Raw genomic sequence first — 13,874 nt, 5'->3', positions numbered from 1 at the left:
AACATAAATTTGCATTTAGTAAATTATACCCTGTATTATAAATATCATATGAAAGAAACTGCAATTAGTAGAATCACATTGGTTTTTGTCCTTTTTTTCGGGTTGCTTTCTCAAGCACAATCCAAGAAATGGACTTTAGCAGAATGCGTAGATTATGCAATTAAAAATAACATTTCTATCAAACAATCGGATTTAGACAATCAAATCGCCTCTATTGACAGGAAAGGTGCGATTGGGAATTTCTTGCCAACCATAAATGCAAGCGCAAATCATTCCTGGAATATTGGTTTGAACCAAAATATCACGACTGGGCTTTTAGAGAATCAGACCACGCAATTTACTTCAGCAGGTCTGAATTCCAACATTGCAATATATAACGGCCTGCAAAACCAAAATCGTTTGCGAAGAGCCAATCTTTCCATTGTTTCGGCACAATATCAACTTGCAAAAATGAAAGATGATGTTTCATTGAATGTGGCTAATGCTTTTTTGCAAATCCTTTTCAATAAAGAGAATGTAAAAGTTCAAAAAGAACAATTGGCCAATAATGACAAACAGTTATTGCGTTCTCAGGAATTAGTAAATGCCGGAGTTGTGCCTCGCGGTGATTTATTAGATATTAAAGCGACTGTTGCCGCAAATAACCAAGCGATTGTAAATGCTGAAAATGCATTATTAATTTCTAAATTAAGCCTTGCGCAATTGTTACAATTGGAAGATTTTCAGGAATTCGATATTGCTGATAATGAAACTGATACTAAAGAAAGCTCCATCCTTATACAAACACCGTCCTCTATTTTCGAAAAAGCAAAAGAAGAAAGAGTAGAGTTGAAGATTGCAAAAACCAATATGGAAATCGCCGAAAAGGATATGAAGATTGCAAAAGGGGGTTATCAGCCGAGTTTGCAAGGATTTTATAGTTTCAGTACGAGAGCTGGTTATTCTGATAGAATTGTAGGTATTGATGGTAATGGAGATCCAATTCTTGCACCAGCATTACCCGTTTTTGAACAATTTGACGAAAACAAAGGACATTCTTTCGGAGTGCAATTAAGCGTACCGATCTTAAATGGGTTTTCTGCCAGAAATAATGTAGAACGTTCGAAAGTAGCTTTAGAGCGTTCCAAAATTGCCTTAAGCCAACAGGAATTGGATTTAGAAAGAAATGTTTATACAGCCTTTACCGATGCAAAAGGAGCAATGAAAGCACATGAATCTGCAATTATTGCGCTAGAAGCGAGACAGGAAGCTTATACTTATGCAAAAGAAAAATATGCTGTGGGAATGATGAATGCTTTCGATTTCAATCAATCTCAAACATTATTAGTTAATGCCCAATCAGAAGTGCTGCGCACTAAATACGATTATATTTTTAGAATAAAAGTACTAGAGTTTTATTTCGGAATCCCAATTATTCAATAACAAATACCATGTCAAAAAAAACGATTTATATTTTATTAGGTTCAGCAATAGCTTTAATCATTGCTTTATTAGTGCTTTCAAAAACGGGTGTTATTGGAAATAAAAAGGAGGGAACAGAAGTTGAAATTGCCAAAGTGGATGAAATCACTATTGTAGAAACCGTTTCGGCAACTGGAAAAATCCAACCGGAAGTGGAAGTTAAAATTTCATCGGAAGTATCAGGTGAAATAATCTCTTTGCCTGTAAAAGAAGGCCAAGTAGTAAAAAAAGGTGATTTATTGGTTAAGATAAATCCCGATTTATATACGTCAGGATTCAATCGTTCGGTTTCTAATTTATCAGGAACGAAAGCAGGTTTAAGTCAAGCTGACGCCTCTTTCAAAGAAGCCAAATCGAATTACGATAGAAACAAAACCTTATTCGAAAAAGGGATTATCTCCAGATCTGATTGGGACAAAGCCATCGCTTCTTTTGAAGTGGCTAAAGCCTCTAAACAATCCGCTTATTACAATGTACAAAGTGCTGCAGCAACCGTAAATGAAGCCAAAGACAACTTAGGCAGAACAACCATTTATGCACCGGCAGACGGAACCATTTCAATGCTGAATGTCGAATTAGGAGAAAGAGTTTTGGGAACACAACAAATGACCGGAACAGAAATCCTGCGTGTGGCCAACCTGAATAATATGGAAGTGGAAGTGGATGTGAATGAAAATGACATCGTAAAAATAAATGTGGGTGATTCTGCAAAAGTGGAAGTGGATGCCTATTTGAAAAAAGAATTCAAAGGCATTGTAACCAGTATTTCCAATTCGGCTAGTTCTGCTTTAACGGCAGATCAGGTGACTAATTTTAAGGTAAAAATTAGAATCCTAAAAGAATCTTATGAGGATTTAGTAGAAGGAAAACCGGTAAGTTATTCGCCATTTAGACCAGGGATGACTGCGACGGTAGATATCATCACTACCAGAAAAGAGAATATATTAGGCGTGCCAATTAGTTCGATTGTTGTAAAATCGGATACAACTGCCACTACAAAAATTGTAGTTGAAGATCCCGAAGCTAAAGAAAATAAAGTAACTCCTAAAAGTGATAAAAAATACGAATGTGTTTTTGTGAAAGTGGGTGATAAAGCGAAAATTAGAATTATCAAAACCGGAATTCAGGACGATACAAATATTGAAGTCACTTCGGGTCTTAAAAAAGGCGATGTTGTCATTGTTGGGCCTTACACAACCGTTACTAAAGAACTGAATTCTGGTGATAGGGTAACGATTAAAACAGAAGCTGACAAACTAAAAGAAAAAGAGAAAGAAAAGAAAAGTTAGATAAATTTCAGATAATACTATCCGGAAATCCACAATCCCCATGCCTTATATACTCAATATTGAAACCGCTACTAAGAATTGTTCAATTGCTGTCGCAAAAGAAGGAAAGACAATTCTGTGTAAAGAAATGGCGGAGCAGGGCTATTCCCATGCAGAAAAACTACATGTTTTTATAGAAGAAGCATTGCAGGAATCGCATTTGACATTTAAAGATTTATCAGCGATTGCTGTCAGTCAGGGCCCAGGCTCCTATACCGGATTGCGGATTGGCGTTTCGGCTGCAAAAGGACTATGTTTTGCGTTAGATATTCCATTGATTGCTATTGATACTTTGCAAATTTTAGCGTCACAGGTAACTGTTTCGGAAGGGATTATTATTCCGATGATAGATGCCAGAAGGATGGAGGTTTATAGTGCCATTTTTAATTCCGGATTTGAAAAAATTCGTGAAGTTCAGGCGGAAATAATTACCGAAAACTCTTTTGCGGACATTAAAGGAATAGTCAATTTTGTTGGGGATTGCAGCGAGAAATGTAAAACGGTATTAACCAAGGATAATTTTGTGTTTTTAGATGAAATCATTTATCCCTCTGCAAAAGAAATGGGTTCTTTGAGTTTTGACAAATTCTTAAATAATGATTTTGTCGATGTTGCTTATTTCGAACCTTATTACCTGAAAGATTTTATGATAACGACTTCCTCAAAATAAAAAAGGCCTTCTCATTGAGAAGGCCTTTTGTTTTATAATTCTAAAAAAATTAATCAGCTTCTTCTTCAAGTCGATTGTTGTCCTCTTTTTTTAATTCTTTGATTTCTTCCGAAACGTCCTCAGTAAAAGCATTTGTTTTTTCTTTTACCGTTTCTGCTGTCTGATCTGCCAATTCTTCTGCATTGTCTTTAGTGGCGGCTGTTTTTTCTTTGATACTTTCAACAACATCACTTAATTTTTCAGAAGCTTGTGCGGAGAATTCGCTTGCTTTTTCTTTTGCTTTTTCTGTGAAATCTTCCACTTTGTCAATATATGGTGCCGACTTTTCTTTAGCGGTTTCCATAAAATCTTCTAATTTTTCAGAAGCCTGAGCGGAGAATTCGCTTGCTTTCTCTTTTGCCTTTTCAGCAAAATCTTCTACTTTGTCTATAATTGGAGCAGCTTTTTCTTTAGCCGTCTCCATGAAATCTTCAAATTTTTCAGAAGCCTGAGCTGAGAATTCGCTTGCTTTTTCTTTTGCTTTTTCTGCAAAATCTTCTGCTTTATCCATAATTGGCGCTGATTTTTCTTTAGGAATTTCAGTGTAATTATCTATGGTTTCAGTTGCTTGAGCAGCATATTCCTCCGATTTTGCTTCTACTTTCTCTAAAATAGGCGCTGCGGATTCTTTTCCTTTTTCGATAGTGTCACTTGTTAAATTCTCTGCTTTATCAGCTAATTTACTAGTAGATTCTTTGGCTGAGCCAAATAAATTCTTAAAAAAACTTCCAATTCCCATAATTTTATGTTTTTTGATTAGAAAATAAATGTACGATATTTTTTCAAATCATCGACATAACTTCTTCGAAATTAGAACTTGGCATTAAACAGGCTTTGTTCTGGCAAACATAAAAAAGGGTTTCCTTTTCTGTAAATCGGTCTTCTAAAAACGGAAGACTGGAAGGCTTTTCTGCGCCAGCCAAAATCACATTTGGAAGATAAAGATTGTTTATTTTCGTGGCATATTCCAAAGCTTTTTCCCCGCAGCAAATAGCGAGTTCTTTATTTTGTTCGGAATAGTTTAAAAACACATTCAGCCAATTCGAAAAAGCCGATGGATAATCGATGTTTGGAATGATATTTTGCACCATCTGATGACACACTTTTTCGTAATAGGAATTATGAAAATAAATACTCAATTTGAATAAATTATTAGCCATCACGGAATTCGAAGCCGGAATCACATTGTCTTCGGTCTCAAAATGTTTGGTGATTAAAGCATCGTCGAGATTGGAAGTAAATGCAAAAAATTGTGTTTTTTCGTCATAAAAATGTTCAAAACAATAATCGGTTAATTGTTTGGCATTTTTCAGCCATTTTTCATCAAAGGTCACCTCATATAATGAGACGAAAGCGTCGATCACAAAGCAGTAATCTTCGAGATATCCATTAATGGTGCTTTTTTCATTTTTGTAATTGTGGAATAAATTACCTTCCGGAGTCCAAAGATTTTTAATAATGAAATTGGCGTTTTGTAGCGCGGTTTTCAAATAACTTTCATTGGCTAAAGCTTTGTAAGCATCAACATAGCCTTTGAGCATAATGGCGTTCCATGACGTCAAGGATTTATCGTCCAGTCTTGGTTTGCTTCGTTTTTCCCTTTCGGTAAAAAGAAGTTTTTCCCAGGATTTCTTTTTGGCTTGCAATTCGGAAACTTCCATATTGTTTTGACTGGCAATAATTTCTAAAGACTGATTTTGGATGAGAACAAAATTATTGTCTTCCCAAAAACCAAAATCATTGATATTGAAAATCTGACTAAATAATTCGAAATCTTCTTTTAGTAAAGTTTGCAATGCTTCCTTTTTCCAAACATAGAATGCGCCTTCTTCCAGATGGTTTTTTTCGTTTAAACTGTCTGCATCCAAGGCACAGAAAAAACCTCCGGCTTCATTGGTCAATTCTCTTGAAACGAATGCTAAAGTTTTCTGGATGACTTCTTTATATAATGGGTTTTTTGTGAGTTTGTAGGCATCAGCATATAAAGAAACCAACTGCCCGTTGTCATAAAGCATTTTTTCGAAATGAGGAACATGCCATTTCATATCGACGGAATAACGTGAAAATCCGCCATCAATGGTGTCGAATAGTCCGCCGTACGCCATTTTGGTTAACGTCAGATTGACGAAATCCAAGACTTCCTGGTTCTGTTTCTGATGTCCGTAGCGCATCAAAAACTGATAATTATTGGGCATCATGAATTTGGGTGCACGAGCCATTCCTCCGTATTCCAAATCGAAACTTTTGGTCCATTTTTCGATTAAGGGTCCGATTAGGTTTTGGTCTAATTGTTTATCGGAATTTTTATTTTCGACCAGACCGATACTTTCGATTCCCTGATGCAGTTTTTCGGCATAATCAATCATTTTTTCAGGATTGGATTGGTAGAGTTCCTGCAATTGTTCGAGCGTGTTGATCCATTCGTCTTTTCGGAAATAGGTGCCGCCCCAAACGGGTCTTCCGTCGGGAAGTGTGACTACGTTTAATGGCCAGCCGCCACGACCGGTCATGATTTGAACGGCTTTCATATAAACGGCATCGACATCGGGACGTTCTTCGCGATCGACTTTGATGTTGATGAAATTCCGGTTCATGGTTTGCGCCACTTCGTTGTCCTCGAAACTTTCGTGTTCCATGACGTGACACCAATGACAGGCGGAATAGCCGATGCTGACGATGATGAGTTTGTTGTTTTCTTTGGCCAAAGCCAGAGAATTATTGTTCCACGCTTGCCAATGCACGGGATTGTCAGCGTGTTGTAAAAGATAGGGACTGGTTTCTGATTTTAGCTCGTTCATTTAGGATGGGTTTAGCCCAGATAGCAGTGGAAATCCTTATGCTTTTTTTCTTTAAAAAAGGATAAGATTGCAACGTATAGCTGGATTAGCTTCTAAAAATAAAAAAAAGCGTCTCGAATGGAAACGCTTAAATGTATTGGAATTTCATGTATTAATCTAATTCGAAAGTCAGTTTTAGAGTCACTCTAAACTCAGTAACTTTCCCGTCTACAACTTCTGCACTATGGTCTTTTACATAGGCTGATTTGATGTTGTTTAATGTTTTTGATGCTTTGGCTACGGCTTTTCTTGTAGCATCTTCCCAACTAATTTCTGAGTTCGAAAGGACTTCGATTACTTTTAATACTGACATGGTTTCGTTGTTTTAAAAATTAGAAACCTAAAGTTAGTGAATTTTTGTAATAAAAAGCCGTTGTTTTTAAAAAAATAATTGGCTAAGCGTTTAAGGCTTCGACTTTTATGTCTTCGTCTTTCAGCATGTCTTTCAGCATATTTTCGATGCCGCTTTTTAAAGTGAAAGTAGAAGAGGGGCATCCGTTGCAGGCACCCTGAAGAATTACTTTTACTCTTTTTTCTTTTGGATCATAGGAATCGAAAAGGATATTTCCGCCGTCGGCTGCGACTGCCGGTTTCACGTATTCCTCCAGAATATTGATGATTTGCTGTGAAATGGTATCAAGCGAATCGAAGTTTTTGATTTGTTGTTTTTCCTGTTTGGTGTCGGCTGTGATTACGCTTTCGTCTAGCACTGTTCCTCCGTTTTCGATGAATTGCTTGATGAAAGAACGTAATTCGAGTGTGATTTCATTCCAGTCGTTGATTTCATATTTGGTTACCGAGATGTAATTTTCGTCGATGAAGACTTCTTTTACATATGGGAAACTGAATAGTTCTTTGGCTAAAGGCGAAGCGGCCGTGTCATCGATGTTTTTGAATTCGATGGCGTTTTTGGTCAGTATTCGGCTTACCACGAATTTTAATGCGGCTGGATTTGGCGTGGTTTCTCCGTAAACGGTTATCGGTTGTTTTTTGGATTTGTTTTCATCGACCGTAATGATGATTCCGCCATTGTCGACAAAGGTTTCAATTTGTTCTGCAACGGCATCCTGAACATCTTCCCATTCTACAATATTATATCTTTCAATGGCGATAAAATTCCCGGAAATATAGACTGTTTTTACGAATGGTAAATAGAACAATTGCTGGGCAAGCGGAGAGTTTTTGGCTTCGTCGATATTTTTAAATTCGAAGCTTTCGTTTTGTGTGATAAAATCGGGAAATTCAAATTTTAGAATTACAGGATTCTGTGTTGTTTTTATGGTGATTTTAGACATTTTTATATTTTTTGAGAAACAATATTATTGCTTCTGATTTTTGTGGAGCAAAGGTAAATAATTCTCGTTTAACTAACTCGATTTAAGTAGGCTGATTAGCGGTTTATAAAGGATTTCTGTAGTTTTTTTCAGGCTTACATTGCGTGCTTCTCAGGTTTTACAAAGGTTTAAAACAAAATGATAAAATTTTGTTAATTATTTTTTTGTAAAAATTTGTTTTAATGAATAAGTTTTGGATATTTGCTATTGCCAAATCTATATTTTTTTAATAAAATTTTTAATAAATCTCATGAAATCTCAGTACAATTTACCTACTATTACGTTAATTTTTCCTTTTTTAATCGATAGTCTGAATGAATTTTATGATTCTTTCAAAAAGGCTGTTGTCTATTAATTTTCACAAAAGCTATTCAGAAAAAATTTACTTGCTTGATTAATTTGTAAAGTTCTACTTCAAATTAATTAAACAAAAGAAAATATTAATTATTGAAACACATTGATTTTTTAACTACCATATACTCTGTTAATCAACACGAATTAAAAAGCACATTATGAAAACTACATTTATATTATTATTCTTTTTTATATCATTTTGCTCTTTTTCGCAAGTGGATAATTCAAAAGCAACCGGTACAAGCAACGGAAATAAAGATTCTCTGAGTGTTAAAGCAATCTCATTATCAAAAGATAGTAATGCTAATCCTCTGTTGGATAGGGTTCCATACCCAGTTAATCAAAAAGCCGGACCGGAAATTTTTTATGTTAAAAATGATAAACCAATTGAAAGGGCGCTTTCTAAGCCTGTAAAAGCTGCATCTTCAGAAAGAAGATAAGGAATTGGAAATATGCATAAAAAAAGAAATACCACAAAATATGAAACTTAATTATAATTTATTAATTGTTTTTTTAACATTAATTTGTTTTGGAACAAATGTATATGCACAACCGGCAAACAATACTTGCGCTACAGCAGAGCCTATAACTGTTGGAGTTGGAACCTGTTCGTCTATATTATACACCAATGTTGGAGCGACAACTGCGGGGAATCCTGCTACTCCGGCATGTTGGTCTCCGAATAGTATGAGTCATACAGTTTGGTTTTCCTTTGTTGCAACTTCAGTTTCTATTGAATTATCTACAAATTTTTCCGGAACTCTTGCAAATACTCAAATTGCGGTTTTTAGTGGTCTATGTGGTGGACTAACTCAAATAGCTTGTCAGGAAGATGTTAATACTGCAGGAGGGCTTTTACATACTAATGTTATAGTACATGGATTAACAATTGGTAACACTTATTACGTTGCTGTTGATGGAAATGGCAATACTACAGGAACTTTTGGAATTTGTGCTCAGCAAGCAATGCCTTTGGCGCCTCCAGCGCCGACGCAAGATTGTGCTACCGCACAGTTTTTATGTAATACGAGTAATATTGTCATTGGTGACGGTACTGGTGGACCAGGAGTTACCGATGAACCGGGGAGTTGTTTTCTTGGTGCGGAAAGAGCTTCATGGTGGTATTCTTTTACGGCTGCAACTACAGGAACTTTGGCATTTACAATAACACCTAATACCGCTATAGATTATGATTTTGCAGTTTTTAATACAACTGCAGGGTGTTTGGGTACTGAAGTGGCATGTAATTGGAGTGGTACAATTGGTACAACCGGACTTGGTTGCGCGGGTGCTCAATGTGAAGCAACAATAACCGTTACAGCTGGTCAAACTTATTCTATTTTGATTGATAGGTTTACAGCTTCATCTTCATCAGGATTTACATTAAATTTTGCAGGTACCACAGCGACCTTCGCTAGTCCGAATCCTACTTTTACTGCTACTACAGTTTGCGCAGGAACGGCAACGCAATTTACCAATACGACAAGCGGAAGTAATACATATAGCTGGAACTTTGGTGATGGCTTTACGTCTAATTTAGAAGATCCAACGCATACTTATGCTGTCGCGGGTACTTATAATGTAACGCTTTTGGTTACAACTGTACCTGGAGGTTGCCAAAATTCAATTATACAGCCGGTTACGGTAAATCCACAACCAAACGCTGGAGCAGATGGCGCTACAACAATTTGTGATTCCAATCTAGCAGTAATCAATTTATTTGGATTGATTACTGGAGAACAGGCAGGCGGGACTTGGACACAAACTTCTGGATCTGGCGGCACGTTTAATGCTGGAGCAGGAACGTTTACTCCGGCTGCAGGTGCAACGTCTAGTACTTTTACTTACACTTTAACAGGAACAGCACCATGTGTCAATGATGCCAGTGTAGCCACCATTACCATAAATCCACAGCCTAATGCAGGAACTGATGGAGGAACAATAGTTTGTGATTCCAGTTTAACGGCAATCAATTTATTTGGATTAATAACAGGTGAACAAGCAGGTGGAACTTGGACACGAACTTCAGGATCTGGCGGCACGTTTAATGCTGGAGCAGGAACGTTTACTCCGGCTGCAGGTGCAACGACAAGCTCTTTTACTTACACTTTAACAGGAACAGCACCCTGTATTGATGATGCCAGTGTAGCTACAATTACCATCAATGCACAACCTAATGCAGGAACAGATGGAAACACGACTATTTGTGATTCCAGTGTAACCACAATCAATTTATTTGGATTGATAACGGGTGAGCAGGTCGGCGGAACTTGGACACAAACTTCAGGATCAGGCGGTACTTTTAATGCTGGAGCAGGAACGTTTACCCCGGCTGTAGGCGCGACTTCAAGTACTTTTACTTACGCTTTATCGGGAACGGCACCATGTATCAATGATACTAGTATAGCTTCAATTACTGTAAATCCACAACCTATTGCAGGTACAGATGGAGGAACGACTGTTTGTGATTCTAGTTTGACAACGATAGATTTGTTTAACCTAATTACAGGCGAGCAGGCTGGAGGAACTTGGACACGAACTACAGGATTAGGCGGAACTTTTAATGCTGGAGCAGGAACATATACTCCAGCCGTAGGTGCGACCTCTAGTACTTTTACTTACACTTTAACAGGAATAGCTCCATGTATCAATGATAGTAGCATTGCTACAATTACGATAAATCCACAGCCTAATGCAGGTACAGATGGAGGAACGACAGTTTGTGATTCTAATGTTGCCACAATAAATTTGTTTAGCTTGATAACAGGAGAGCAAACGGGTGGAACTTGGACACAAGCTTCAGGATCCGGTGGAACGTTTAATGCTGGAGCAGGAACCTATACTCCGGCAGCAGGCGCAACATCAAGTACTTTTATTTATACATTAACAGGGACAGCCCCATGTATTGATGATATTAGTATAGCTTCAATTACGATAAATCCACAACCTAATGCTGGAGCAGATGGAGATACTACTATTTGTGATTCAAGTTTAGCCGCAATCAATTTATTTGGATTGATTACTGGCGAGCAAACGGGAGGGACTTGGACACGAACTTCAGGATCAGGAGGAACATTTAATGCGGGAACAGGAGCCTATACTCCGGCTGCAGGTGCGATCTCAAGCACTTTTGCTTACACTTTAACAGGGATAGCACCATGTATCAATGATGTTAGTGTAGCTACAATTACAATAAATGCACAGCCTAATGCAGGGACTGATGGAGGAACAACAGTTTGTGATTCCAGTTCAGCCACAATTAATTTATTTGGATTGATTGTCGGAGAGCAAGGGGGAGGAACCTGGACACAAACTTCAGGATCAGGTGGAATATTTAATGCCGGAACAGGAACGTTTACCCCGGCATCAGGAGCAACCTCAAGTACTTTTACTTACGCTTTGACAGGAACAGCCCCATGTATTAATGACACCAGTGTGGCTACAATTACAATAAATGCACAACCTAATGCAGGAGTTGATGGAGACACAGCAGTTTGTGATTCTAGTTTAACTACGATAGATTTGTTTAACCTGATTACAGGCGAGCAGTCTGGAGGAACTTGGACACGAACTTCAGGATCAGGAGGAACTTTTAATGCTGGAGCCGGAACTTTTACTCCATCAACAGGAGCTACCTCAAGTACATTCTCTTATATGGTAGCAGGAACGTTACCTTGTGCAAATGATACTAGTGTGGTTACAATAACTATTAATGCACAACCCAATGCAGGAACTGATGGGGCTGTTACTTTTTGTGATAGTTCCGGACCGGCAATACATGTGGCTGACTTGATTACTGGTGAAGATTCGGGTGGAACCTGGACACAAACTTCAGGACCAATTGGGAATTTTAATCCAATGTCAGCAATCTTTACCCCTCCGTCAGGTGCGTCATCTGCTACATTTGTCTATACGGTAACAGGAACGGCTCCTTGTATTGATGATTCAAGTGTGGCCACAATAACCATAATTGAACAACCTAACGCAGGAACGGATGGTGGTACCACTATTTGTGATTCCAATGTAGCAACAATAAATTTGTTTACCCTTATTACAGGTGGGCAATCGGGAGGAACTTGGACACAATCTTCAGGATCTGGCGGAACATTTAATGCCGGAGCGGGAACATTTACTCCGGCAGTCGGAGCGACTACAAGTACTTTTACTTATACATTAGCAGGAATAGCCCCATGTATTGATGACACAAGCGTGGCTACTATTACAATAAACCCGCAACCCAATGCAGGAACAGATGGAGGAACAACAGTTTGTGATTCGAGTCTAACAGCAATAAATTTGTTCGGATTGATTTCAGGCGAGCAGGCAGGCGGAATCTGGACACGAACTTCAGGATCGGGTGGAACATTTAATGCAGGTGCAGGAACTTATACTCCGTCAGCAGGTGCAACATCAAGTACTTTTGCTTATACTTTAGCAGGGACAGTACCATGTATCGATGATTCAAGTGTGGCTACAATCACTATAAATCCACAGCCTGATGCAGGATTGGATGGAAACACCACAGTTTGTGATTCTAGCTTAGCAGTAATCAATTTGTTTGACTTGATTACAGGCGAGCAGACAGGTGGAACTTGGACACAAACTTCAGGATCGGGTGGAACATTTAATGCAGGTGCAGGAACTTATACTCCATCATCAGATGCAACATCAAGTACTTTTGCTTATACATTAACTGGAATGGCACCATGTATCGATGATACAAGTGTGGCTACAATCACTATAAATGCACAGCCTGAAGCAGGAGCCGATGGAAACATAATAATTTGTGATTCTAGTTTGGTAACAATAGATCTGTTTAGTCTGATTACAGGCGAGCAATCTGGTGGGACTTGGACACAAACTTCAGGATTAGGTGGAATATTTAATGCAGTAGCAGGAACCTTTACTCCATCATCAGGTGCAACATCAAGTACTTTTGTTTATACTTTAATAGGTACGTCACCTTGTATCGATGATTCAAGTGTGGCTACAATTACGATAAATCCACAGCCTGATGCTGGAGTCGATGGAAACACAACAGTTTGTGATTCCAGTTTGACAACGATAGATTTGTTTAGCTTGATTACAGGTGAGCAGGCGGGTGGAACTTGGACACAAACATCAGGATCTGGCGGGACGTTTAATGCTTCAGCAGGAACGTATACTCCGGTAGCGGGCGCGATATCTAGCACTTTTACTTATACCCTAATTGGAACTGCACCATGTATTAATGACACAAGCGTAGCTACAATTACTATAAATGCACAACCTAGCGCAGGTACAGATGGTAACACTACTGTTTGTGATATGAGTGTAGTGGTAATTGATTTGTTCAACTTGATTGCTGGAGAACAAGCGAACGGAGTTTGGACTAGAACTACCGGTTCTGGTGGGACATTTAACGCAACAGCAGGAACATTTACTCCGGCAGCAGGAACGACCTCAAGTATATTTGCTTATACGTTGACCGGAACAGCACCTTGTTTAGATGATACAAGTTTAGCTACTGTTAATATAAACCCAGGGATTACTCCAACTTTTGATGCAGTTTCACCTATATGTACAGGAGCTACTCTTTTGGCTTTACCTACAACATCAAATAATGGTTATACTGGTACTTGGTCGCCCGCATTAAACAATACAGCTACAACTACGTATACTTTTACTCCTAGTGTAGGTCAGTGTGCTACAACTACGACAATGACTATCACTGTTAATCCATTACCAACGGCCAATACGCCAACGCCCTTAGAAGTTTGCGATCCGAACAGCGATGGATTCAGCGCCTTCAATTTAGAGAGCGCCAGCAATGAAATCGGCGGCGGTTCCGTACCGGCAGGAGTAACCATCA

General features: G+C 38.4%; 9 protein-coding genes. 5 read left to right on the top strand and 4 right to left on the bottom strand.

All coding sequences use genetic code 11. From position 1 onward, the window contains the following. The first annotated feature begins 48 nt into the window (after positions 1-48). Genes VI621_RS13575 through tsaB form a run of 3 tightly spaced genes read left to right on the top strand, consistent with a single transcriptional unit; the run spans position 49 to position 3,459 of the window. Positions 49-1,422 (top strand): TolC family protein, encoded by a 1,374-nt coding sequence (locus VI621_RS13575; protein WP_324218947.1) that lies wholly within the window; start codon positions 49-51, stop codon positions 1,420-1,422. A gap of 8 nt (positions 1,423-1,430) precedes the next feature. Continuing rightward, a complete protein-coding gene (locus VI621_RS13570) occupies positions 1,431-2,750 on the top strand; it encodes an efflux RND transporter periplasmic adaptor subunit (protein WP_324218946.1) in 1,320 nt (439 codons plus the stop codon). A gap of 40 nt (positions 2,751-2,790) precedes the next feature. Further along, positions 2,791-3,459: a tRNA (adenosine(37)-N6)-threonylcarbamoyltransferase complex dimerization subunit type 1 TsaB gene (tsaB, locus tag VI621_RS13565; RefSeq protein WP_324218945.1), complete on the top strand. Its 669-nt coding sequence runs from the start codon at positions 2,791-2,793 to the stop codon at positions 3,457-3,459. A 49-nt stretch (positions 3,460-3,508) separates the two neighbouring features. Here the strand turns inward: tsaB and VI621_RS13560 are convergent, their stop codons facing one another. From VI621_RS13560 to VI621_RS13545, 4 genes are all read right to left on the bottom strand, one after another. Beyond that, complete coding sequence (locus tag VI621_RS13560; RefSeq protein WP_324218944.1) at positions 3,509-4,237, bottom strand: hypothetical protein; 729 nt, start codon at positions 4,235-4,237, stop codon at positions 3,509-3,511. Positions 4,238-4,280: 43 nt separating this feature from the next. Then, positions 4,281-6,296, bottom strand: coding sequence for a thioredoxin domain-containing protein (locus VI621_RS13555; RefSeq protein WP_324218943.1), 2,016 nt, complete (start codon positions 6,294-6,296; stop codon positions 4,281-4,283). 151 nt (positions 6,297-6,447) lie between these two features. Further along, the gene (locus tag VI621_RS13550; protein WP_324218942.1) at positions 6,448-6,648 is read right to left on the bottom strand and encodes a dodecin family protein; all 201 of its coding nucleotides are present in this window, start codon (positions 6,646-6,648) and stop codon (positions 6,448-6,450) included. A gap of 82 nt (positions 6,649-6,730) precedes the next feature. Then, complete coding sequence (locus VI621_RS13545) at positions 6,731-7,630, bottom strand: NifU family protein (RefSeq protein WP_324218941.1); 900 nt, start codon at positions 7,628-7,630, stop codon at positions 6,731-6,733. A gap of 551 nt (positions 7,631-8,181) precedes the next feature. Here VI621_RS13545 and VI621_RS13540 point away from each other — a divergent pair. Together VI621_RS13540 and VI621_RS13535 are read left to right on the top strand one after the other, a co-directional pair. Beyond that, the gene (locus tag VI621_RS13540) at positions 8,182-8,463 is read left to right on the top strand and encodes a hypothetical protein (protein WP_324218940.1); all 282 of its coding nucleotides are present in this window, start codon (positions 8,182-8,184) and stop codon (positions 8,461-8,463) included. 40 nt (positions 8,464-8,503) lie between these two features. Further along, on the top strand, positions 8,504-13,874 hold a 5,371-nt coding region (locus tag VI621_RS13535), incomplete at its 3' end, for a beta strand repeat-containing protein (protein ID WP_324218939.1).

The sequence above is a fragment of the Flavobacterium sp. genome, from assembly GCF_035292545.1.
GTDB lineage: Bacteria > Bacteroidota > Bacteroidia > Flavobacteriales > Flavobacteriaceae > Flavobacterium.
This window is presented reverse-complemented; position numbering and strand designations above follow the sequence as displayed.